Annotated in this window: 19 protein-coding genes; 8 read left to right on the forward strand and 11 right to left on the reverse strand. The window is 72.4% G+C overall.

Translation table 11 applies throughout. The annotated features are described in order from the left end of the window. The first annotated feature begins 2 nt into the window (after positions 1–2). Together BUB97_RS17740 and BUB97_RS17745 are read left to right on the forward strand one after the other, a co-directional pair. Positions 3–857: an MBL fold metallo-hydrolase gene (locus tag BUB97_RS17740; protein WP_073137191.1), complete on the forward strand. Its 855-nt coding sequence runs from the start codon at positions 3–5 to the stop codon at positions 855–857. Between the two features lie 158 nt (positions 858–1,015). After that, entirely contained in the window at positions 1,016–1,306 is a 291-nt protein-coding gene (locus BUB97_RS17745; RefSeq protein WP_073137193.1) for a hypothetical protein, read from the forward strand. A 41-nt stretch (positions 1,307–1,347) separates the two neighbouring features. Here BUB97_RS17745 and guaD read toward each other — a convergent pair whose 3' ends face one another. Continuing rightward, entirely contained in the window at positions 1,348–2,655 is a 1,308-nt protein-coding gene (gene guaD, locus BUB97_RS17750) for a guanine deaminase (RefSeq protein ID WP_073137195.1), read from the reverse strand. A 161-nt stretch (positions 2,656–2,816) separates the two neighbouring features. On the opposite strand from guaD, the gene BUB97_RS17755 reads away from it, so the two are divergent. Then, a complete protein-coding gene (locus BUB97_RS17755; protein ID WP_073137197.1) occupies positions 2,817–3,776 on the forward strand; it encodes a Bug family tripartite tricarboxylate transporter substrate binding protein in 960 nt (319 codons plus the stop codon). 280 nt (positions 3,777–4,056) lie between these two features. Here the strand turns inward: BUB97_RS17755 and BUB97_RS17760 are convergent, their stop codons facing one another. Both BUB97_RS17760 and pckA read right to left on the reverse strand, forming a co-directional pair. Further along, the gene (locus BUB97_RS17760; RefSeq protein WP_073137199.1) at positions 4,057–4,953 is read right to left on the reverse strand and encodes a phytanoyl-CoA dioxygenase family protein; all 897 of its coding nucleotides are present in this window, start codon (positions 4,951–4,953) and stop codon (positions 4,057–4,059) included. 227 nt (positions 4,954–5,180) lie between these two features. Further along, complete coding sequence (gene pckA, locus BUB97_RS17765; protein ID WP_073137201.1) at positions 5,181–6,785, reverse strand: phosphoenolpyruvate carboxykinase (ATP); 1,605 nt, start codon at positions 6,783–6,785, stop codon at positions 5,181–5,183. A 227-nt stretch (positions 6,786–7,012) separates the two neighbouring features. Between pckA and BUB97_RS17770 the strand changes: the two genes are divergently transcribed. Then, a complete protein-coding gene (locus BUB97_RS17770; protein WP_086062307.1) occupies positions 7,013–7,978 on the forward strand; it encodes a Bug family tripartite tricarboxylate transporter substrate binding protein in 966 nt (321 codons plus the stop codon). A 39-nt stretch (positions 7,979–8,017) separates the two neighbouring features. Here the strand turns inward: BUB97_RS17770 and BUB97_RS17775 are convergent, their stop codons facing one another. Then, complete coding sequence (locus BUB97_RS17775; protein WP_073137203.1) at positions 8,018–8,473, reverse strand: DUF3237 domain-containing protein; 456 nt, start codon at positions 8,471–8,473, stop codon at positions 8,018–8,020. Then, the gene (locus BUB97_RS17780; protein ID WP_073137205.1) at positions 8,470–9,045 is read right to left on the reverse strand and encodes a HugZ family pyridoxamine 5'-phosphate oxidase; all 576 of its coding nucleotides are present in this window, start codon (positions 9,043–9,045) and stop codon (positions 8,470–8,472) included. The genes BUB97_RS17775 and BUB97_RS17780 overlap by 4 nt, the downstream gene beginning before the upstream one ends. A gap of 69 nt (positions 9,046–9,114) precedes the next feature. Here BUB97_RS17780 and BUB97_RS17785 point away from each other — a divergent pair, with 69 nt between their 5' ends. From BUB97_RS17785 to BUB97_RS17795, 3 genes are all read left to right on the forward strand, one after another. Continuing rightward, positions 9,115–9,816 carry a response regulator transcription factor gene (locus BUB97_RS17785; protein ID WP_073137207.1) on the forward strand — a complete coding sequence of 234 codons (702 nt, stop codon included), beginning with the start codon at positions 9,115–9,117 and terminating at the stop codon, positions 9,814–9,816. A 160-nt stretch (positions 9,817–9,976) separates the two neighbouring features. Next, positions 9,977–10,201 (forward strand): hypothetical protein, encoded by a 225-nt coding sequence (locus BUB97_RS17790; RefSeq protein ID WP_073137209.1) that lies wholly within the window; start codon positions 9,977–9,979, stop codon positions 10,199–10,201. 190 nt (positions 10,202–10,391) lie between these two features. Further along, on the forward strand, positions 10,392–12,077 hold the full coding sequence (locus BUB97_RS17795; RefSeq protein WP_073137211.1) for a stimulus-sensing domain-containing protein: 1,686 nt from the start codon (positions 10,392–10,394) through the stop codon (positions 12,075–12,077). 267 nt (positions 12,078–12,344) lie between these two features. Here the strand turns inward: BUB97_RS17795 and BUB97_RS17800 are convergent, their stop codons facing one another. Then, a complete protein-coding gene (locus BUB97_RS17800; RefSeq protein WP_073137213.1) occupies positions 12,345–13,532 on the reverse strand; it encodes an energy transducer TonB in 1,188 nt (395 codons plus the stop codon). A 118-nt stretch (positions 13,533–13,650) separates the two neighbouring features. Here BUB97_RS17800 and hslV point away from each other — a divergent pair, with 118 nt between their 5' ends. Beyond that, complete coding sequence (gene hslV / locus BUB97_RS17805; RefSeq protein WP_086062314.1) at positions 13,651–14,214, forward strand: ATP-dependent protease subunit HslV; 564 nt, start codon at positions 13,651–13,653, stop codon at positions 14,212–14,214. A 60-nt stretch (positions 14,215–14,274) separates the two neighbouring features. Here hslV and BUB97_RS17810 read toward each other — a convergent pair whose 3' ends face one another. From BUB97_RS17810 to BUB97_RS17830, 5 genes are all read right to left on the reverse strand, one after another. Beyond that, the gene (locus BUB97_RS17810) at positions 14,275–15,336 is read right to left on the reverse strand and encodes an acyl-CoA dehydrogenase family protein (protein ID WP_073137215.1); all 1,062 of its coding nucleotides are present in this window, start codon (positions 15,334–15,336) and stop codon (positions 14,275–14,277) included. Positions 15,337–15,340: 4 nt separating this feature from the next. Next, positions 15,341–16,318 (reverse strand): Bug family tripartite tricarboxylate transporter substrate binding protein, encoded by a 978-nt coding sequence (locus BUB97_RS17815; protein WP_073137217.1) that lies wholly within the window; start codon positions 16,316–16,318, stop codon positions 15,341–15,343. A 67-nt stretch (positions 16,319–16,385) separates the two neighbouring features. After that, entirely contained in the window at positions 16,386–18,572 is a 2,187-nt protein-coding gene (locus tag BUB97_RS17820; protein WP_073137219.1) for an acetate--CoA ligase family protein, read from the reverse strand. Beyond that, positions 18,539–19,738 carry a CaiB/BaiF CoA transferase family protein gene (locus BUB97_RS17825; RefSeq protein WP_073137221.1) on the reverse strand — a complete coding sequence of 400 codons (1,200 nt, stop codon included), beginning with the start codon at positions 19,736–19,738 and terminating at the stop codon, positions 18,539–18,541. Before BUB97_RS17825 ends, BUB97_RS17820 begins: the two co-directional genes overlap by 34 nt. Next, positions 19,735–20,898, reverse strand: a complete 1,164-nt coding sequence (locus tag BUB97_RS17830) for an acyl-CoA dehydrogenase family protein (protein WP_073137223.1) — start codon at positions 20,896–20,898, stop codon at positions 19,735–19,737. The genes BUB97_RS17825 and BUB97_RS17830 overlap by 4 nt, the downstream gene beginning before the upstream one ends.

Consider the following 20,898-nt stretch of genomic DNA (forward strand, 5'->3'; position numbering starts at 1 on the left):
CCATGGCCAGCGTCACCCTCCTCGGCACGGGCGGCCCGCGCATCGACCCCGCCCGCCACTGCGCCGCCCTTCTCCTCCGCACGGGGGAGGAGGAGGTGCTGATCGATGCCGGGCGGGGCTGCGTGCAGGGGCTGGCGGAGGCCGGGGCGGATCTCGGCCGGCTGTCGCGCCTCCTGATCACGCACCACCATTTCGACCATATCGGCGACCTCTACGACGTGGCGCTGACCACCTGGTTCGAGGGCCGCAAGCACCCCCTGCTCATCCAGGGCCCGCCCGACACGCAGCGCATCACAGAGGCCCTGCTCACCCAGGTCTATGACAAGGACCACACCTGGCGCGGCCTCGGCGAGCCCACCTTCGGCGGCTGGGCCCCGGTGGAGGCCGAGGACCTCGCGCCGGGCGAGTGGATCGAGGGCCATGGCTGGCGCGCGACCGCGCGGGAGGTGCTGCACGGCAACGGCCTCGGCACCCTTCCGGAGGCCTTCCTCCGCCGCTGGATCTGCTACGGCTACCGCTTCGAGATCGGCGGCCGGGTCTTCGCCTTCTCCGGCGACACGGTGGACTGCCCCGGCCTGCGGGAGCTGGCCCAGGGGGCCGATGTGCTGGTCCAATGCTGCTGGGCCGCCTCCGCCGAGCTCACCACCGAGCATCTCCGCCGCCTCTCCCGCCACACCCTCGCCTGTGGCGACACGGTGGGAAAGATCGCGGCCGAATGCGGCGTGAAGACCCTCGTCCTCACCCATCATCGCCCGCGCCGGGACCCCGCCATGCTGGATGTGCTGGCCGAGGAGGTGGCGCGCGACTTCTCCGGCCGCCTGCTGATCGGGGCGGATGGGATGGAGGTGGCCATCTAGCGGCCGGTGCCGCCCGATAGGGCAGCACCTGCGACACACCTCACGCCCCGCCGCAATTCCGCCCCGCAAGTGCCGGAAAAGGCCGGTGACGCGCGCCGCGCGCCGCCTTAGAAGACCACCGCCCCGCCCACCGGGGTACTGATCCCAAGGACGAACCAGTGACCAAGACGATCCTGAAGGCCGCGCTGCTCCCGTCGCTGGCCCTGATGGCGGCCTGCACCGCCGCCCCGCCGCCCCCGCCCGCCGTGGCCCCGCCGCCGGAAGAGGCCTTCCGCCCCGTCTGCCAGCAGCGCTTCGCCAATGCGACGGAGTTCGGCCTGAAGAAGTGCATGTTCGAGGAGCTGGACCGCTCCCGCGGCGCGACCCCGGCCAGCGCCGCCCCGGCGCCCGAGCCCGCGCCCGCCCCGGCCCCGAGCCGCTCCGCCCCGGCCAGCCGCCGCGCGCGCTGAACCCCGGCCGCCGGCCCGCCTCCGCGCGGGCCGGCGCCGCCTCAGGCCGGCGCCTTCTCCCGGTCATGCACCAGGCGGCCGCCGACATAGGTCGCCCGCACTGCCCGCTCGTCGCCCAGCGTCATCAGCGCGAAAAGCCGGTCGGCCAGCTCCGCGCCTCCCTCGGTCCGTAACGCCAGCTCCGGCGTCGCCCGCGGGTCCAGCACCACCAGGTCCGCCTCCATCCCCGGCTCCAGGGACCCGATCCGGTCCTCCAGCCGCAGCGCCGCCGCTCCGCCCCGCGTCGCCAGCCAGAAGGCCTGGGCCGGGTGCAGCCGCGCCCCGCGCAGCCGCGCCATCTTGTAGCCATCCCCCAGCGTGCGAAGGGTGGAGAGGCTGGTGCCCGCCCCCACATCGCTGCCCAACGCCACCCGCACCCCGGCCTCCGCCAGGTCATGCAGCCGGAACAGCCCACTGCCGAGGAACAGGTTGGAACTGGGGCAATGCGCCACGCCGCAGCCGCTCTCCCGCAGCCCGGCGATGTCGCCCTCGGTCACATGCACCGCATGGCCCATCACCGCGCGCGGCCCGACCAGCCCGGCCCGGACATAGACATCCAGATAGGAGGCGGCGGCGGGGAACAGCTCCCGCACCCAGGCGATCTCCGCCTCGGTTTCGCAGAGATGCGTCTGCACATAGGTGCCGGGATGGTCGCACCACAGGCGCCCGGCGGCCTGCAGCGCCTCATCCGTGCAGGCGGGCGCGAAGCGCGGCGTAATGGCGTAGAGCAGCCGCCCGCGCCCATGCCAGCGCGCGATCAGCCGCCGCGTCGCCGGAATGCCGTGGTCCTCGCCGTCCAGCAGCGCATCGGGCGCGTGGCGGTCCATCAGCACCTTACCCGCGATGAGCCGCATGCCCAGCCCCTCCGCCCCGGCGAAGAGCGCATCGGCGGAATGCTCGTGCACGGTGCCATAGACCGCGGCCGTCGTGGTGCCCGCCCGCAGCAGCGCGCGGAGGAAGAGGGCGGCAATGCGGGCGGCATGCGCCGCATCCGCGAAGCGCGCCTCGGTGGGGTAGGTGTAGCGCTGCAGCCAGTCCAGCAGCGTCTCCCCGAAGGCGCCGGTCATCTCCATCTGGGGGTAGTGGACATGCGCGTCCACGAAGCCCGGCCCGATAAGGCCCTCGGGGTAGTGATGCACCTCCAGCCTGTCCGGATGGCGCGGGCGCTCCGCCGCATGGTCGCCGAAGCCCGTGATCACCCCGTCGCGCATCACCACCAGCGCATCGGGCCAATGGACCAGCGCCTCGTCCGCATCGCCCAGGAAGGGGTCGTGCCGGAAGGTGAAGGCAGGCCCGCGCAGGCCGAGCAATCCGGTGGGCGATCCGGCGGGTGATCCGCTGGGTGATCCGTCCTTCAAGCGCCACTCCCTGCCCGCCGCCCCATCATGGCATCCTCCGGCCTGGGGTGAAGCCGCTTGCGGCCGCTGCGCCGGCATGGCCTCCTTCGCCACAACCCGGGACGGAAACGACCATGCAGCGCCGCCACTTCCTGCCGCTCCTCGCGGCCCCCGCCCTCATCACCCGCGCCCAGGCTCAGGGGCGCCCCATCACCCTCGTCGTGCCCTATGCGGCCGGCGGCGGCACGGACATCGTGGCGCGGGAACTGGCGCCGATCCTGATGGAAACGACGGGCCAGAACGTGATCGTGGAGAACCGCGGCGGCGCGGCGGGCCATGTCGGCGCCGTCTCCGTCACCCGCGCCAGGCCCGACGGCACCACGCTGCTCTTCGCCGTCTCCACCAACATCGTGGTCAACCCGCATCTCCAGCGGAACGACCGGATCAACCTCTCCACCGCCCTCGCGCCCGTCGCCAAGGCCAGCTCCTACCAATATGTCCTCGTCATCGACCCCAAGGTGCAGGCCACCACGCTGCAGGAACTGATCGCGGCCGGGAAGCGCCCGAATGCGGGCTTCACCTATTCCTCCGGCGGCGTCGGCTCGAACAACCACCTCGCCGGCCTGCTCTTCGCCGAGGCCGCCGGGGTGGAGATGGAGCACATCTCCTATCGCGGCACGGCCCCCGCGCTCCAGGACGTGGTCGCGGGCCGCGTCACCATGAACTTCTCCTCCCCGCCGCCCGCCGTGCCGCTCACGCGGGACGGACGGCTGCGCGCCATCGCGGTGACCGGCGAGCGCCGCCTCCCCTCCCTGCCCGAGGTGCCTACCCTGTCCGAGGCCGGGCTGCCCGGCATCGTCATCCTCGGCTGGCACGGCATCTTCGCGCCCGCCGGCGTGCCGGAAGCGGAGATGTCCCGGCTCGAAGCCGCCGCGAACCAGGCCATCCGAGACCCGCGCTTCAGCCGCAGCCTGGAGCGCGACGGGCTGGAACTGGCCGCCGAACGGCCGCGCGCGGAGTTCGCGCGCGAAATCCAGACGGAATACGAGTTCTGGGGCAAGAAGGCTCGGGAGCTGGACCTGAAGGCGGAATAGCCGCTCTGCGTCTCTTCTGATCTGTTCGGTCTGTCCCGGGGAGAGGAAGGAGGAATTCTTCCTCTCCCCGGCCCCCTCACCATCATCTTTTTCTAGGAGTTTGGAATCACGGGGCTGACGGTGCGCCTCGGGTCGATGACCCGAGGCGACTGCAAGGGCAGGAAAAGCCCCCTCAACCAGAAACCCCACCGATCCGGGGTATCCACGGCAGTCAGACGGGGTTCCAAGGGCCTCAGGCCCTTGGCGGGTGGAGGGCGGAGCCCTCCTCAGAAGGACGGCATCAGGCGGCGATCAGGCGGTTCACATAGGGGTCCAGCGCCCGGGGCCGCGCGGCCAGCGCCACCGGCTCGTAGCGGAAGGCGAAGATGGGCAGCAGGGAGTACTGCACCTGCAGCACCAGCCGCGGCGCACGGACCGGCGGCATGCCCATGTGGATGCCGTGGGTGTCGGCGATGAAGGTGGTGCCGCCCGGGCCGGTGATCATGCGGATCCGGTCGGCGCCGTAGTCCCGCTCCAGCGCCGCGCGCGAGAAGGGCCGCGCCCGCAACGTCGCCGCCGTGCGGTGGGAGCCGGTGACGAAGACATGCGGCCCGGTCCTCTCGTCCACGTCGGTGAGGTAGACGAACAGTTTCAGGAACCGCCAGTCGTCGGGATCGCGGTGGAAGAGCTGCGTCTCCAGGGGCTGCGCTTCGGAGGGCAGGGACCAGCGGATCCCGAGGCTCGACAGGGTGGGCTTGCAGCCGAGGTAGTCGGAGGCGATGCGCAGGATGGCGGGCGCGTTGATTGCCTCGATCAGGCCGGGGCAAGCGAGGACACGCGGGAGCGGATAGGCGGCCGTCCGCGTGCCCTGGGGCAGCGCCTCGAGCCAGGCGGGGCGCCCGTCGGGGCCGACCACCGGCTCGTGGCGCAGGAACGCCCGGATGGACTGCAAGGCCGGCGGCGCGAAGAGCGGTTCCAGCATCGCCAGCCCGTCCCGGTCGAGGGCCTTCGCCGCGTGCCGTGCCTCGGGGGTGCCCTGAGCGCCACACCGCCCATGGCGCCGCCGGATCGCGGCGGCGAGCGCCCGGCAGATGAGCTGGCGGAACCGGCGCGGCGTGGCGAGGCGCTGGGCGTAGTAGAGGGCGGCACGCCGAGCCTCGAAGCCGCGTCCCGGCTGCAGCTGGGCATAGCTGATCATCGGACCGCTTCCCCCGTTTTGGAGGAACCATGCCCCGGTGCGCGGCGGCAAAAGGAAACTCGTGCCCTGCCACGGCGGTGCTGTTCCCGGTTCCGGAACCGGCTCCCTCCGCGATCCTTCCAGGTTGAATCGCACGAAGAAAGGGGCCTCCGGCTCGCCGCCGGAGGCCCCTCCCATGCGCATTCAGGAAGCGGGAGCCCGGAGAACCGGGCCGCCCGCGCCGGTGATCAGGCCGCGGCCTTGATCGCCGCCTTCTTCACCTCGTCGCTGACCGCACCCGCGAAGGTCTCGAAATTCGCCTCGAAGCGGGACTGCAGATCCTTGGCGGTCTTGTCATAGGCCGCCTTGTCCGCCCAGCTCTCGCGCGGGTTCAGCACCTCGGCGGGCACGCCCTCCAGCGCCTTGGGGATCGCCAGGCCGAAGAACGGCTCCTGCACGAACTCGCCCTTTGCCAGGCTGCCATCCAGCGCGGCCCGCAGCAGGGCGCGCGTGTGCTTGATGGACATGCGCTGGCCCGTGCCATAGGCGCCGCCGGTCCAGCCGGTGTTCACCAGCCACACCTGCGCGCCGTCGCGTTCGATCAGCTCGGCCAGCATCTTGCCGTACACCTCGGGGTGCCGCGGCAGGAAGGGCGCGCCGAAGCAGGTGGAGAAGGTCGCCTGCGGCTCCTTGCCCAGCCCCTTCTCCGTGCCCGCCACCTTCGCCGTGTAGCCGGACATGAAGTGGTACATGGCCTGCGCCGGCGTCAGCTTGCTGATCGGGGGCAGCACGCCGAAGGCGTCGGCCGTCAGCATCACCACGTTCTTCGGCAGGCCGCCCTGGCCGCCCGGCTGCGTGTTCGGGATGAATTCGATCGGGTAGCAGGAGCGGGTGTTCTCGGTCAGCGAGCCGTCGTCGAGGTCGAGATTGCCGCGCTCGTCGGCGATCACGTTCTCCAGCACGGCGCCGAAACGGTGCGAGGCGTTCCAGATCTGCGGCTCGGCCTCCTGGCTGAGCTTGATGACCTTTGCGTAGCAGCCGCCCTCGAAGTTGAAGACGCCCGTCTTGGTCCAGCCATGTTCGTCATCGCCGATGAGCGCGCGCTCGGGATCCGAGGAAAGGGTCGTCTTGCCCGTGCCGGAGAGGCCGAAGAACAGCGCCGTGTCGCCCGCCTTGCCGACATTGGCCGAGCAGTGCATCGGCAGCACGCCCTGGGCCGGCAGCAGCCAGTTCATCACGGTGAAGATGCTCTTCTTGATCTCGCCAGCGTAGGAGGTGCCGGCGATCGCGATGATCTTCTTCGCGAAGGAGAGCGCGATGAGCGTGGAGGAGTTCGCACGCCCGCCATGCGCGGCCTTCGCGTCCATCTCCGGCGCGTGCAGGATCACGTAGTCCGGCTCGAAGCCCTCCAGCTCCTCCACCGGCGGGCGGATGAACATGTTGCGGGCGAACATGGCGTGCCAGGCATTGGTGGTCACCAGCCGCACCTTGATGCGGTAGGCGGGGTCCGCGCCGGCATAGAGGTCCTGGGTGAACAGCTCGTCACGCGCGCCCAGCCACTGGCGGACATCGGTGGTGAAGGCCTCGAACTTCGCGGGATCGAGCTTCTGGTTGACCTTGCCCCACCAGATCTCCTTCGTGACCTCGGGGTCGTCCGCCACGAACTTGTCCTGCACGGAGCGGCCGGTGTGCTGGCCGGTCACCGCGATGAAGGCGCCATCCGCCGAGAGCCGGCCCTCGCCACGGCGGAGCGCCTGCGTCGTCAGCCCCGGCGCGGTCAGGTTCGCATGCACCTTGGACTGCGTGGACACGCCAGTGCCGGACAGGGCGCGGGCCTGGGTCGTATCGGTCATTGCTAAGTGTCTGCCTCCGGCTGGCGGAGCCCCCTGAACACAGAGAACCCCCTGGAATGGGCGGAATGTCGCTGAGGCTGGGAGCAAAATTAAGGCTGAATCGGACATGCCCGCAAAAATAACCAATTGGTTACTTAACATTTGTTGGCCGGGAGGCCCGTCGCAAGCCCGTCATGGCCAACCCGGTACGGCTGGACAATGATGACAAGAAACAAAGGAGGCCGTCCATGCCAATCGCCACCCGCCGCGGGATTCTTGCCGCCGCCGCCCTTCTCCCCGCCCCGGCCCGCGCCGCGCTGCCCGACCGCCCTCTCCGCCTCGTCCTCGGCTTCCCGCCCGGCAGCGGCCCGGACCTCGTGGCCCGGCTGGTCGCCGATGGGCTAAAGGAGGTGCTCCCGGCCGGGGTGGTGGTGGATAACAAGCCCGGCGCCGCCGGCGCGATCGCCGCGCAGGAGGTAGCCCGCGCCGCACCGGACGGCACCACCCTCCTCCTGGGCGAGGTCGGGCAGCTCGCCATGGCGCCCAGCACCTATGCCCGCCTGCCCTATGACCCCGCGCGCGACTTCGCCCCGATCGCCGAGGTCGCCGCCGCCGACTTCGCCTTCGTCGTTCCCGCCGCGGTTCCCGCCGCGAACTTCGCCGAATACCGGGCCTGGGCGAAATCCCGCCCCTCCGTCTTCCTGGGCACCTTCGGGGCCGGGACGCCCGGCCATTTCGGCGCGGCCATTCTCGCCACGGGCGGCGGCTTCCAGGCCGAGGCGGTCCATTTCCGCTCCACCGGCGACGCCATGTCTGCCGTGCTCAACGGCAATGTCCAGGGCATGTTCGGCACGGTCGCCCTCGTCGCGCCCCAAGTCCGGGACGGGCGGCTGAAGGCCCTCGCCGTCACCGGCCCGGCCCGCTCCCCCCTGCTGCCCGGCGTGCCGAGCGTGGCGGAGCTGAACCGCCCCGACCTCGCCTTCAGCGCCTGGTTCGGCCTCGTGGCCCCGGCCGCCACCCCCGGCCCGCTGCGCGACGAGCTGGAGCGCCTGGCCCTGGGCGCCCTCCGCGGCCCCACCCTCCAGTCCCGCATGCAGGAGGCCGGGTTCCGCCCGGCCGGGAACGGCCAGGCCGCCTTCGGCACCCTCATGCGGGAGGAGACGGCGCGCTGGGCCGAGGTGGTGCGCGCCACAGGGTTCCGGGCGATCGAGTGACGCCCCCGGGCAGGGGCGGCCCCCACGCCCGGGCCGCCCTCACACGGAGAAGATCCGCACCCGCACCGCCCCGGGCTGCCTTTCCCCGAAGCCGACGAACAGGCTCCGCTGCAGCCAGGCATGGTCCGGAGAGGCGGTCTCGAAACTCGGTGCCGTGCGGAAATAGACGCGCTCCGGCGGCACCGGCTCCCCCCTGAGCAGCCGGGCCATGTCCTCCGGTGCCGCATGGCGCAGGCCCCGATTCACCACATAGACGAGGGCGCCGCCTTCCAGCCGGATGGTGTAGCGCGCCTCGATCTCCGCCACCCCGTCCGGGCGGATCAGCTGGTAGTCCGCCCCGCCCGGCAGCACCTCGCCCGCCAGCCGCGGCCCGGAGACGCGCCCGCCGAGGATGGGGATCACCCGCCGTTCCCCCATCGGCCCCGCCCCGACCAGCACCGGCGCCGCCACCGCCACATCCACCTGCCCCACGAAATCCAGCGGGGGCCCGCTCATGCCCCCGCCTCGCCCGGCGGCGGCACCAGGTCCACGCCCCGCAGCCGGTGCGCCCGGCCGAAGCCCAGCACCATCAGCGCCGCGCGCGGCACGATCCGCCAGAGGGAGAAATCCGCGAAGCCGGCATAGGCCTCCGCATAGGGGTGGCGCGCCAGCCAGACCGCCTTCAGCGCCTCGTCCTCCACCCGCTCGGCCGTGCCGCTGACGCTCACCCGCGGCGTGGTCTGGGGGTTCTCCTCCGCGGGCGGCCCCTGGAACAGGAGGGAGCAGCGCCCATCCCGCGCCAGCTGCCGCGTGTGCTCGGACAGGGTAGAGAGCCAGAGCAGCACCGCCCCGTCCGGCGCGATGGCCGGGGTCACCAGGGCGGCATGGGGGTGCCCGTCCTTGCCCAGCGTGGCCAGCATGGCCGAGGCCGCGGCCCGCATCAGCCCGCGCGCCTCCCGCGCCAGCCCGGCGCGGCGGGCCTCGGCGGCGGCTACCACCTCATCCTGCTCCGCTGCCGCCCCCGGTTCCGCCTCCAGTTCTGCCTCCAATTCGGGGGCGGGCCGCTCTCCCCCCTCGGGCTCGGTCATGGCATCCTCCCGCCATATTCGGGTGCGACGCCCCGTCACTGCCATCCGAGAACGCTTGAGGGACGCCCGATGCCCCACACCATCGCCCTGGTGGATGACGACCGCAACATCCTCACCTCCGTCTCCATGACGCTGGAGGCGGAGGGCTTCACCGTCCGCACCTACACGGATGGGGAAAGCGCCCTGCAGGGCCTGCTCGCGCGGCCGGTGGACCTGGCGGTGCTCGACATCAAGATGCCCCGCATGGACGGGATGGAGCTGCTGCAGCGCCTGCGCCAGCGCAGCGGCATGCCGGTCATCTTCCTCACCAGCAAGGATGACGAGCTGGACGAGCTGATGGGCCTGCGCCTCGGCGCGGACGACTACATCACCAAGCCCTTCTCCCAGCGCCTCCTGCTGGAGCGCATCCGCACCCTCCTCCGCCGCAACGAGGCCAGCCGGGCCGAGGGCTCCGGCGTCCCCCAGGGCGGCGTCATCGCCCGGGGCGACCTGGTGCTGGACGAGACGAAGCACACCTGCACCTGGAAGGGCAGGCCGGTGCAGCTGACCGTCACGGAGTTCCTGCTGGTCAAGGCGCTCGCCGTCCGCCCGGGCATGGTGAAGAACCGGGACCAGCTGATCGACGCCGCCTATGGCGAGAACATCTATGTCGACGACCGGACCATCGACAGCCATGTGAAGCGCGTGCGTAAGAAGTTCCGGGCCGTGGATGACAGCTTCGGCCAGATTGAGACGCTCTACGGCATTGGCTACCGCTACAAGGAAAACTAGCCCCGGCCTCGTCACATCGGCGGGAGAAAAAGGGCTTCTCTATTCACCGGACGAATGTCAGCAATCTGTCATACGAGGTGGAGTCCGTGGGTGGCAGGGGACATATACCCCCCAACACCGGCAGCGAGCTGCCGGCGCCATTCATACGGAAGATAAAACAATGTCGAAGATCAAGACCCTCGCCCTCGCCGCCGCCCTGCTCGCCGGCGCCGCCGCTCCCTCCTTCGCCGAGGGCTTCTACGTGGCCGGCCCGACCGCCGTGCCGGCCTGGAGCCAGGGTGACAGCCGCACCCCGCTCGCGAGCTCCGGCATGCGCCAGGGCAGCGCCGCCCAGAACTTCCTCGAGCGCTCCGGCGCCACGGGCAATGGCGGCCAGCACCAGTAAGCCGCACCGCGCGGCCCCTCGCGGGCCGCGCCCCCGGGCGTGAAGCCCGGGGCTGGAATCAGGACCTGAAGGGGCCGCCGGACCGCCGGCGGCCCTTTTCGCATCCGGGTGCCCATATCCGGGGCCCTCGCCCCACCATCGCCATCACCCGGCCTCACGCCCGGCACGGAAACCGGCTTATGCTGGGCCCATGCCGGATGCCAGCGGTCCCGTCACGACCGAGACTCCCCCGACCGTCCCCGTGGAACGGCGCGGCACGAACCGGCGCATCTCGCCGCTCCTGCGCCGGATCCTCCTGGTGAACATGCTGCCGCCCTTCCTGCTGGCGGCCACCCTCCTCTACCTGGACCAGTACCAGGACGGGCTGCTGGCCGCCGAGGTCCAGGGCCTGCGGACCCAGGCCCGCATCTACGCCAACGGCATCGCCGAGGCCGGGGTGCGGATCCAGGACGACCGCGCCACCCTCGTCCCCGAGGTCGCCCGCCCCCTGCTGCGCCGCCTGACCGAACCGACGGCCGGCACCCAGGCCAAGCTCTTCGACAACAACGGCCTGCTGGTGGCCGACAGCCGTGTGCGGGAAGGCCCGGGCGGCGCCATCGTGGCCGAGCCCCTGCCCCCGCCCAGCCAGCCCGGCCCGGTGGCCAGCACCCTCGGCCGCCTCTACGAGAAGGTGCTGGACTGGTTCCCCCGCCCCCGCGTGCGCGGCCCCGCCGTGGTGGTGGACGAGGCGCCCGACGCCCCCTCCTTCGACTGGCAGCCCGATCTCGGCCCCGACCGGCGCGAGGAGCTGCGCCTGGCGCTGGAAGGCGGGGTGAACCCCTATGTCCGCCGCACCGCCGACGGCCGCCTCCTCGTCTCCGTGGCCGAGCCGGCCCGCCGCGCCAACCAGCCCGTCGGAATCGTCCTCCTGACGCGGGAGGCGCGGGAGGTGGACCAGCGCGTGATGGAAATCCGCGGCTCCGTCCTCGTCCTCTTCGTCATGGCCCTCGCGCTCACCGTCGCGCTGTCCGTCTACCTCGCCCGCACCCTCGCCTCGCCGATGCTGGAACTCGCCGCCTCGGCCGCCTCCATGCGCGCCGGCAAGGGCCGCGGCGGCTCCGTGCCTGCCCCGTTGATGCAGCGCCAGGACGAGATCGGCATCCTCGCCCGCGCGCTGCAGAGCGGCACCAACGCGCTCTGGGCCCGGGTGGATGCGAATGAGCGCTTCGCGGCCGATGTGGCGCATGAGCTGCGCAACCCGCTCACCTCTGTCCGCTCCGCCATCGAGACGCTGCGGCGCGTGGAGAAGCCGGACCAGCAGAAGCGGCTCCTGGCCATCATCGCCGAGGACGCAGTGCGGATGGACCGCCTGATCGGCGACATCTCCGACAGCTCCCGCGTCGATGCCGAGCTCTCACGCTCGGTCGCCGAGCCGGTGGATATCGGCCCGATCCTCGCGACGCTGGTGGAGCTGCACAACACCACCCATGGCGAGGGCGACCCGCGCATGGAGATCGAGGCCCCGGCCCATCTCGTCGTGCGGGGTGTGGAAGGGCGGCTGGTGCAGGTCTTCCGCAACCTGCTCGGCAACGCCGTCTCCTTCTCCCCGCCCAGCGGCCTCGTCCGCGTGCGGGCCAAGCCCACCGGCGGCGTGGCGGAAATCTCCATCGAGGACGAAGGCCCCGGCATCCCCGAGGCCAAGCTCGAAGGCATCTTCGACCGCTTCTACACCGAACGCCCGAGCGGCGAACGCTTCGGCCAGCACTCCGGCCTCGGCCTCTCCATCTCCCGCCAGATCGTCGAAGGGCTGGGCGGACGAATCATGGCCGAGAACCGCCGCAACCCGGATGGCAGCGTCGCCGGCGCCCGCTTCGTGGTGCGGCTTCCGGTGGTCTGATCGGAGCGTCCCAGGGAGGGCTCCGCCCTCCACCCGCCAAGGGCCTGAGGCCCTTGGAACCCCATCGGACTGCCGTGGATACGATGATCAAAGGGGTCTCTCGCTAAGGGCGCACTTCCTGCCCTTGCAGTCGCCTCGGGTCATGGACCCGAGGCGCACCGTCAGCCGAGTGATTCCAAACTTTCAAAAAAGAAGAAGGTGAGGGGTCCGGGGAGAGGAAGAATTCCTTCTTCCTCTCCCCGGGACAGACCGAACAGCCCAGAACCCTCACCGCCGCCGCAGCACGTAATTGATCGTCAGGTCGATCTCCGCGCTGTCGTCCCGCGTCCCCGGCGGAAAGGGCGGCACGGTCTGCCCGCGCAGCAGCGCCTGCGCCCCGGCGTCCAGCCAGATGGAACCGGACCGCCCGATCAGCTGCAGCCCGCTCACCCGCCCGCTCCGGTCCACGTTGAAGCGCACCACCGCGGTGCCGTCCTCCCCCGCCTCGGCGGCCTGGCGCGGGTAGTAGCCGTGCTGCCGCAGCCAGGCCATGAAGGCCGCCCGCCAGTCCGCCCCCAGCTGCGCGCCGCGGATCCGGAGCTGCGCGTTCGGCGCATCCGAACTCCCGCCCGAGGAAGCCGCCGCCGGCTCCCGCTCCCGCCGCACCCCGGGCGAGGAAGGCTGCGCGGGCGCCGGCCGCCCCAGCGTCACCGGCCCGGACTGGCTGAGGTCGAGCGCCCCCGCGAAGGGATTGGCCGGCGCCGCCGGGCGTGGCCGGGCGGGCGCCTGCTGCGGCCGCTGCGGCGGCACGGGGCGCGCCACGGCCGGCTCCGGCGGTGCGGCCGGCGGCGTAGGCGCGGGCGGCGGCGGCAGGGGCAGCGCCGCCATCTCCGTCTGGCGCGGCACCTCGGCGGCCGGCGGAGGCGGCGGCAGCACGAAGTCGGAAGGCGCCCCCGCGGGCGGCAGGGGCAGCGGCGGCGCCTGAGCGAGCGGTGGCACCACGGGTGGCGGGGCAGGCGGCGGCGGAACCGGGACGGGCGCCTGCGCCACCGGCGGCGGCGCGGGCGGCCGGGGCAGCGGCGGCGCGGGCATCGGCACGGGCGGCGCCTCCGCCACGGGAGGCACGGGCGAGGGCTCCGGCTCCGCCATGCGCGGCACCGGTGCGGGCGGCTGCGGCAGGGCCGCCTCCGAGCCGGGCGGCTCCAGCGGCGCGGGCACGGCCTCGGGCGGCGGCCCCGGCGCCTCCTCCGGCGCCCCGCCCTCGAACACCACATCCATGGCCGAGGGCGCCACCGGCTCCTCCACCGCCCGGCGCTCCACGCCGAACAGCAGCCACCACCCCACCGCCAGGTGCAGCAGCAACGAAACCGCCAGCGCCACCCCGCGCCAGCCCCGCGTGACGGAAGCGCCGGGCCGCACCCCGCCCGGCCGCGCGGCCCGCGGCACGCGCGGCAGAACCGGCCCCGTTGCGGACAACTCCGCTGCGCTCATGCCCCGCCCAGAACCATCAATGAGGCGGCAGATGGGGAGCCATGCGCCCGGGTGGAACCGCCCGGATTGCGCGGCGCATCATGCATCGCCACATCGCGCCATCATGAACCTGAATACCACCTCTTCCCACGACCCCCTGGGCTGGCACGGCACCACCATCCTCTGCGTGCGCAAGAACGGGCAGGTCGCCATGGCCGGCGACGGCCAGGTCTCCATGGGCCAGACCGTCGTCAAGAACAACGCCCGCAAGGTGCGCCGCATCGCCGGCGGCAAGGTGATCACCGGCTTCGCCGGCGCCACCGCCGACGCCTTCACCCTCCTCGAGCGCCTGGAAGCCAAGCTGGAACGCTTCCCCGACCAGCTGGAGCGCGCGGCCGTCGAGCTCGCCAAGGACTGGCGGACCGACCGCTACCTCCGCCGCCTCGAAGCCCTGCTCGCCGTGGCCGACAAGGACCGCTCCCTCCTCATCACCGGCCAGGGCGACGTGATGGACCCCGAGGACGGCATCATCGGCATCGGCTCCGGCGGCAACTACGCCCTCGCCGCCGCCCGCGCCCTGATGACGGTGGACGACCTCACCGCCGAGGAGATCGCCCGCCGCGCCATGACCATCGCGGGCGATATCTGCGTCTACACCAACGGGCGCTTCGTGCTCGAAACGCTCTGAGCCGAACCGGGAGGGAGCGGCAACCCTCCCTCCCCCGCCGTGCCAAGCCGCCGCACCCGGTCACGCCGGGGCGGCGTGCCTCATGTAGCGCGCGCGGTGCAGCGCGGCGGAACCGAACTGGTTCGCCGTGGCCATGACCTTGCGCAGGAACAGCCCGATATCGGATTCATCCGTGTAGCCGATCGCGCCGTGCAGCTGCACGGCCTCCCGCGTGACGCGCATCGCCGCCTCGGAGGCACGGGCCTTGGCCCGCGAGACGACGGCCCGGCGCAAGGCGGCCGGGGCTCCGGCATCGAGATCCGCCGCCGCCCCCTCAATGCTGGCGCGGGTCAGCACGAGCTGGATCTTCAGATCGGCCGCGCGGTGCTGCAGCGCCTGGAAGCTGCCGAGCGGCCGGCCGAACTGCTGGCGCGTCCGCAGGTAGTCGAGCGTCAGCTCGAAGCAGCGCTCCATCAGGCCGAGCAGATAGGCGGCCGTACCGAGCGCCGCCTCGTCGAGGCCAAGCTCCATCGCCTCCGCGACATCCCCGGCGAGCCGGCGGCTCCCCGTCAGCTCCGGCACCACGGTCCCGACATGGCCTCCATCCCCGGTCTTCAGCACCTCCGGCCGCGCCGCCTCCAGGAGATGAAGCGCGAGCCCGCCCGCCTCCCGCACGGGGAGGAGAAAGGCATCGGCCGCCGCGGCCATGGGGATGAAGAGGCGCGGCGCGGCGGGGCTCCCGGGCGCCTCCAGGCTGTCAGGAGCCTCCTGCCAGCCCGTCAGCACCAGGTTTTCGCCGGAAAGGAGGCCCGGCAGCAGCAGCGCATCCCCCGCCGCGGCCAGGAGGCGGGCCGAAAGCGCGCCCGCGACCAGCGGCTCCGGCACCAGGGCGCGCCCCAGCTCCTCCTGCAGGGCGCAGGCTTCGGCCATGCCGAGCCCGATCCCCCCGGCTTCCTCGGGCAGGCGCAGCCCGACCCAGCCCATGCTCCCCATGGCCTGCCAGATGCCGGGATCGATTCCCGGAAGGGTGAAGCGCAGGGCGCGGATGCGGCCGAGCCCGCCATCCCCCGGCATCACCGCCGCCGCGCTGTCGCGGATCATGCGGAGGGATTCCGCCCTCTCCTCCATCGCCGTGCCGGACATCGCCCTAGTCGATCCGGATGTTGGCGAGGCGGATGATCTCACCCCACTTGGTCGTCTCCGAGCGGATGAAGGCCGCCAGCTCCTCCGGCGAGCCCCCGGCGACGATGCCGCCCTGGTCCGCCAGGTTGCGCCGCGTCTCGGCATCCCGCAGCGCCGCCACCGCCGCCGCGTGCAGGGTGGCGATGCGGTCCGGCGGCGTGCCGGCCGGGGCGAAGAGCGCGTACCAGGTCTCCGAGATCACCTCCCGCGCGCCGGCCTCGGCCATGGTCGGCACCTCGGGCAGGGAGGGAAGCCGCCGCTCCGCCGTGATGGCCAGCGCCGGCAGCGCGCCGCCGCGCACGTGGGAGACCACGACGGGCACATCGGCCAGCAGCATGTCGATCGTCCCGCCCAGCAGGTCCGTCACCGCCGGGGCCGCGCCACGATAGGGAACATGGACGATGTCGATGCCCGTGCGCAGGCGGAACAGCTCGCCCGCCAGATGCAGGGAGCTGCCATTGCCGGCGGAGCCATAGGTCAGCTTGCCCGGCTGGCGCTTCGCCAGCGCCACCAGCTCCGCCACCGACTTCACCCCCAGCTTCGGGCTGACCACCAGCACCTGCGGCACGGAGAGGACATGGGTGATCGGCGCCAGGTCCTTCTGCACGTCATAGGCCATGCGCGGCATCAGCTGCGGCAGCACCACCAGGGCACCGGTGGAGGCAAGCACGGTGGTCAGCCCGTCCGGCCGGCTCCGCGCCGCCGCCTCCACCCCCACCATGCCGCCGGCGCCCGAGCGGCTGTCCACCACCACGGGCTGGCGGAGCGTCGCGCCCATCACGGGCCCGAGCAGGCGGGCGATGATGTCCGCCGGCCCGCCCGCGGCGAAGGGAACGATCATCCGCACCGGCTGGTCCGGAAAGCCCGGCTGGGCCAGCGCGGGAAGGACCCGCAGGCCGGGTGCGGCCGAGAGCAGGGCAAGGCTTTGGCGACGGGTGAGCACCGTTTTTTCCTCCTTTGGCCCGCCGGACGAGCGGGGTCTATATCTTATAGTATAGCTTAATGGCCTTTTACCGCCTGCCGCCATCGCAGTCCATGCCGAGGGTGACAAGCCCATCCACCGCCACCACGCCGCCCCCGCCACAGATCACGGGGTTGATGTCGAGCTCGGCGATGCGCGGCTCCGCCGCGAGGAGGGCGGAAACCCGGCTGACGATCCCGGCCAGCGCCTCCAGATCCACCTCGGGCTCCCCCCGGAAGCCCGCGAACAGCGCCGCCCCGCGCAGGCGCCGCAGCATCCTCAGCGCCTGCATCGGGCCGACCGGCGCCAGCGCCACCTCCATGTCGCCCAGCAGCTCCACGAGAACGCCACCCAGCCCCACCGCCACCACGGGGCCGAAGAGCGGGTCGCGATGCCCGCCGATGATCACCTCCAGGCCGCGCGGCAGCATGGGCTGCACGAGAAGCCCCTCCAGCCTCGGCGGCGGGTCCCGCCGCGCGAGCCGGCCGAGCATTTCGTCGCAGGCCGCGCGCAGCGCCTCCGCATCCCCCAGGTTCAGCCGGACGGCGCCCGCCTCGGTCTTGTGCGGCAGGTCCGGGCTCTCGGCCTTCAGCACCACGGGGTAGCCGAGCGCCGCGGCCGCCCGCACCGCCGCCTCCCCATCCCCCACCAGCCGCTCCGGCACGACGGGAATGCCGATGGCAGCAAGAAGCGCCTTCGCGCGGGATTCCGTCAGCACGGCCCCCGGCGCCGCCCCGATCACCGCAGCCACCCGCGCCAGGGCACCGGCATCCGGGGCATTTGCATCCAGCCCCGCCACCGGCTCGGCCGGCCGCGCGGCGTGCTCCGCCCGCGCCCGCCAGGCCGCGAGCGCCGCGAAGCAGCGCTCCATGGAGGAGAAGAGGGCGGCCCCGGGCACCGCCTGCGCCTCCCGGGCCACCGGGTTCTCCCGCCACTCCGCCAGCCAGGGCACGCAGAGAAAGCCGCCATGCCGCGCCGCGATGCCGGCCATCACCGGAATCCGCTCCGCCGAGAAGGCATAGGCATGGGTGTTGGGGTAGAGCAGCGCCCCGAAGGCTGGATCGGTGGCGAGCGCCGTCGTGCAGGCCACCAGCGCCTCGGCATCGTTCAGCACCTGCGCCGTGAGGTCGCAGGGGTTACCGGCCGCGCCATATTCCGGGATGCGCGCCGCGAGCACCGCCCCGGCCTCCGCGCCGGGCTGGGGCAGCGGCACGCCATGCCGCTCCGCCGCATCCGCCGCCAGGATGCCCGCCCCGCCGGAGGTGGAAACGACCGCCACGCCCCCCGCGCGCGGCGCGGCCGGAGCCTTGGCGAAGAAGGCCGCCATCTCCGCCAGCGCGGCGAAATCCTCGACGAGGACCACGCCCGCCTCCCGCAGCGCGGCCCGCCACACGGCATGCCCGCCCGCCACCGCCCCGGTATGCGACAGCGCCGCGGCGGCGCCCTGCGCGCCCGTCGCCATCTTGTGCAGCAACAGGGGCTTGCCGGCGCGCGCGGCCAGCGCCGCCGCCGCCAGCAGCCGGCGCGGCTCCGCCAGCCCCTCGATCACGCAGGCGATCGCCCGGCAGCCCGGCTCCTCCGCCAGGAAGGCGATGAGATCCGCCGCATCCAGCCCGGCGGCATTCCCCGCGCTCAGGACATGGCTCACCGCCACCCCGCGCTCCACTGCCTGGGCCAGCGCATAGCCGAGCGCGCCGGACTGGCTGACGATCCCGATGGCGGGTCCTTCGGGCGAGAGAGCCCGCGGCCCGGCGGAAAAGGTGACCCCGGCCCGGGACCCGAAATCCGTGAAGCCGAGGCAGTTGGGCCCCAGCAGCGGCATGGCCCCCGCCGCCTCCACCAGCGCCGCCTGCTCGGCTACGCGCTCCGCCATCCCCGTCTCGGCGAAGCCCGCCGCGAAGACCACCGCACCGCCCGCGCCCAGCGCCGCGGCCCCGCGTAGCACGGCCGCCGCCCCCTCGCGCGGGGTGGCGAGCGCCACGCAATCCGGCACGCCCGGCAGCGCCTCGAGAGAGGGGTAGCAGGCCCGCCCGGCCAGTTCCCGGTAGCGCGGGTTCACCGGCCAGACCGCGCCCGCGAAGCCGGCGAGGTTCTCCAGCACCCGCGCCCCGAAGGCGCCGCGCCGCTCGCTGGCGCCGACCACCGCGATGCTGGCCGGGCACAGGAAGCGGCGGAGCGCCTCGCGCGAGGCCAGCGGCCGCGTCACGGCGCGGCCGGGGCCCGGCCGCCCAACCATTCCGCCAGCACCTCCTCCGTATGCTCGCCCAGGCGCGGCGGCACGCGGCCATAGGTGACGGGCGTCTCGGAGAAGCGCACGGGGTTGGCGACGAAGGGCATCGTGCCGGCCCGGGGATGCGGCATCTCCCGCCACATGCCCCGGTGGTTCAGCTGCGGATCCTCCCGCGCCGCGCCGAAATCATTCAGCGGGCCGGAGGAGATGCCGGCGGCGTTGAGGATCTCCACCCACTCGCCCGCCCGGCGGCGCATCAGCGCGCCCTGCAGCAGCGGCAGCAGCGCCGGCTTGTGCGCCATGCGCTCGCGGTTGGTGGCGAAGCGCGGGTCCTCCGCCAGCTCCGGCAAGCCCAGCGCCTCGCAGAACTGCGCGAACTGCCGGTCGTTCCCGACCGCGACCATGAGCGGCCGGTCGGCGGTGTCGAAGCTCTGCCAGGGCGTATTGATCTGGGAAGCCGTACCCGCGCGCACCGGCATCCGGCCGGAAACGAGGTAGTTCATCGCGATGTGCGAATGCGCGGCGAGCTGCGCGTCCAGCAGCGCGAGGTCGATATGCTGCCCGCGTCCCGAGACCGTGTCGCGGTGATGCAGCGCCGCCAGGATGGCGATGCAGGCATAGAACCCCGCATTGATGTCGGAGACGCTGTAGCCGACGAGGTTGGGCCCGGCGCCCGGCTGCCCGTCCGGCACGCCCGTCACGCTCATCAGCCCGCTCATGGCCTGGAAGATGGGGTCGTAGCCGGGAAGCGCCGCATAGGGCCCGTCCTGCCCGTATCCGGTGATGGAGCAATAGACCAGGCGCGGATTCAGCGCCGCGAGCGAGGCATGGTCGAGCCCGTAGCGCGCCAGCCCGCCCGCCTTGAAGTTCTCGATGAAGACATCGGCCTCGGCCGCCAGCGCGCGCAGCGTCGCCTGCCCCTCGGGCGTCGCGATATCCAGCGCGACGGAACGCTTTCCGCGGTTCATCGCGAGGAAGGAGGAGGTCTCGCCCGTCTCCCTCCCCTCCGCGTCCGTTTGCGGGAACCCCATGCGGCGCACGTCGTCGCCACCGCGGGGATGCTCCACCTTCACCACCTCCGCGCCGAAATCCGCGAGGATCTGCGCCGCCCAGGGGCCGGCGAAGACCCGCGTCATGTCCAGCACGCGGATGCGGGGCAGCGCCCCGCTCACGCCGGAAGCTCCAGCACGTTCCGGGCAAGGATGTTCCGCAGGATCTCCGAGGAGCCGCCGAAGATGGTGGAGGGACGGGCCAGGAGGAAGGAACCGGCGGGATGCAGCCCGCCCTCGCCCGGCATCGGCTCGAGCAGCCCCGCATGCCCGCCCGCGATCTCCAGCATGGCATCGGTGATGCGCTGGAACAGCTCCGTCTGCACGATCTTCAGGATCGACACATCCGGCCCGATCGGCTCGCCCCGCTTCAGCCGCTCGACATAGGCCTCGTAGAGGGCCTTCAGATCGGCCAGCTCCATGCTGAACCGCGCATAGCCGTCGAGGAAGGCCGGGTCCTCCTCCTTCCCCACCGCCACGGCCAGCTGCCGCAGCCGGGCCAGCCCGTTGGAGGAAAGCTTGGGGGAGCCGATGGCGATGCGCTCGAAGCCGAGCAGCGCCTTGGCATAGCTCCAGCCCTTGTCCACCTCGCCCACCACCATGTCCTTGGGCACGCGGACCTGGTCGAAGAAGACCTCGCAGAACTCGTCATGCAGGTCGAGATTGATGATCGGGCGCACCGAGACGCCGGGGCTGCCCATCGGCAGCAGCAGGAAGGAGATGCCCTCCTGCTTCTTCCCCGTCTTGCTTGTACGCGCGAGGACGAAGATCCAGTTGGCGTCGTTCGCCAGGGTGATCCAGGTCTTCTGCCCGTTCAGCACCCAGTGGTCGCCCCCATCCGCCGCGTCCAGCCGCAGCGCCGCGAGGTCGGAACCCGCATTCGGCTCCGAATAGCCCTGGCACCAGATGTCCTCGCCCGAGAGGATGCGCGGCAGGAAGCGGCGCTTCTGCTCCTCGCTCGCGTAGCGGATGAGCATCGGGCCGAGCATGATCAGCCCCATGTCGTTCACGCGCGCGGCGCCGAAGCGCTCCATCTCCTCGATCATGATGAGCTGGCGGGCGGCATCCAGCCCCATCCCGCCATATTCGCGCGGCCATCCCGGCGCCAGCCAGCCCTTGCGGGAGAGGGCCATGTACCAGGGCTTGTTCTCGTGCCAGTGCAGCCGCCGCGTGGAATAGCGGACGGAGAGCGGATAGTTCGCCTCGATCCATCCCCGCACATGCAGCCGGAAGGCCTCCTCGTCGAGGACAACCAGCTCGTCGAGCGAAAGCTCGTCCACCAT

The sequence above is a fragment of the Muricoccus roseus genome (assembly GCF_900141905.1).
GTDB lineage: Bacteria > Pseudomonadota > Alphaproteobacteria > Acetobacterales > Acetobacteraceae > Roseomonas > Roseomonas rosea.